We start from the raw sequence: 323 nt of genomic DNA on the forward strand, positions 1-323 counted from the left end.
TCGACGAGTTCTCGGGGCCGCTTGATGTGGAGCGGTTGCGGGGGGCTTGGCGGGCGGTGTTGGACCGGCATTCGGCGTTGCGCAGTGCGTTCGTCTGGGAGGGCCTGGACGAGCCGGTGCAGGTGGTGCAGCGGCGGGTGGAGCTGCCGTTCGAGGTGCTGGACTGGCGCTCGTCGACGAGTGGTGAGCGGGAGGGCCGGCTGGCGGAGTTGCTGGAGGAGGACCGGGTCCGCGGGTTCGACCTGGGTTCGGCGCCGCTGATGCGGTTGACGGTGGTGCGGTTCGAGGACGACCGGGCCATGGTCCTGTGGACCTTCCACCAC

General features: G+C 70.3%; 1 protein-coding gene. It reads left to right on the plus strand.

What is annotated here, in order from left to right:
• Positions 1 to 323: condensation domain-containing protein (locus POF73_RS45985; RefSeq protein ID WP_272125514.1), on the plus strand; the 323-nt coding region annotated here is incomplete at both ends.

It is taken from the genome of Streptomyces sp. HD (genome assembly GCF_028369295.1).
In the GTDB taxonomy this organism is placed as follows: Bacteria; Actinomycetota; Actinomycetes; order Streptomycetales; family Streptomycetaceae; genus Streptomyces.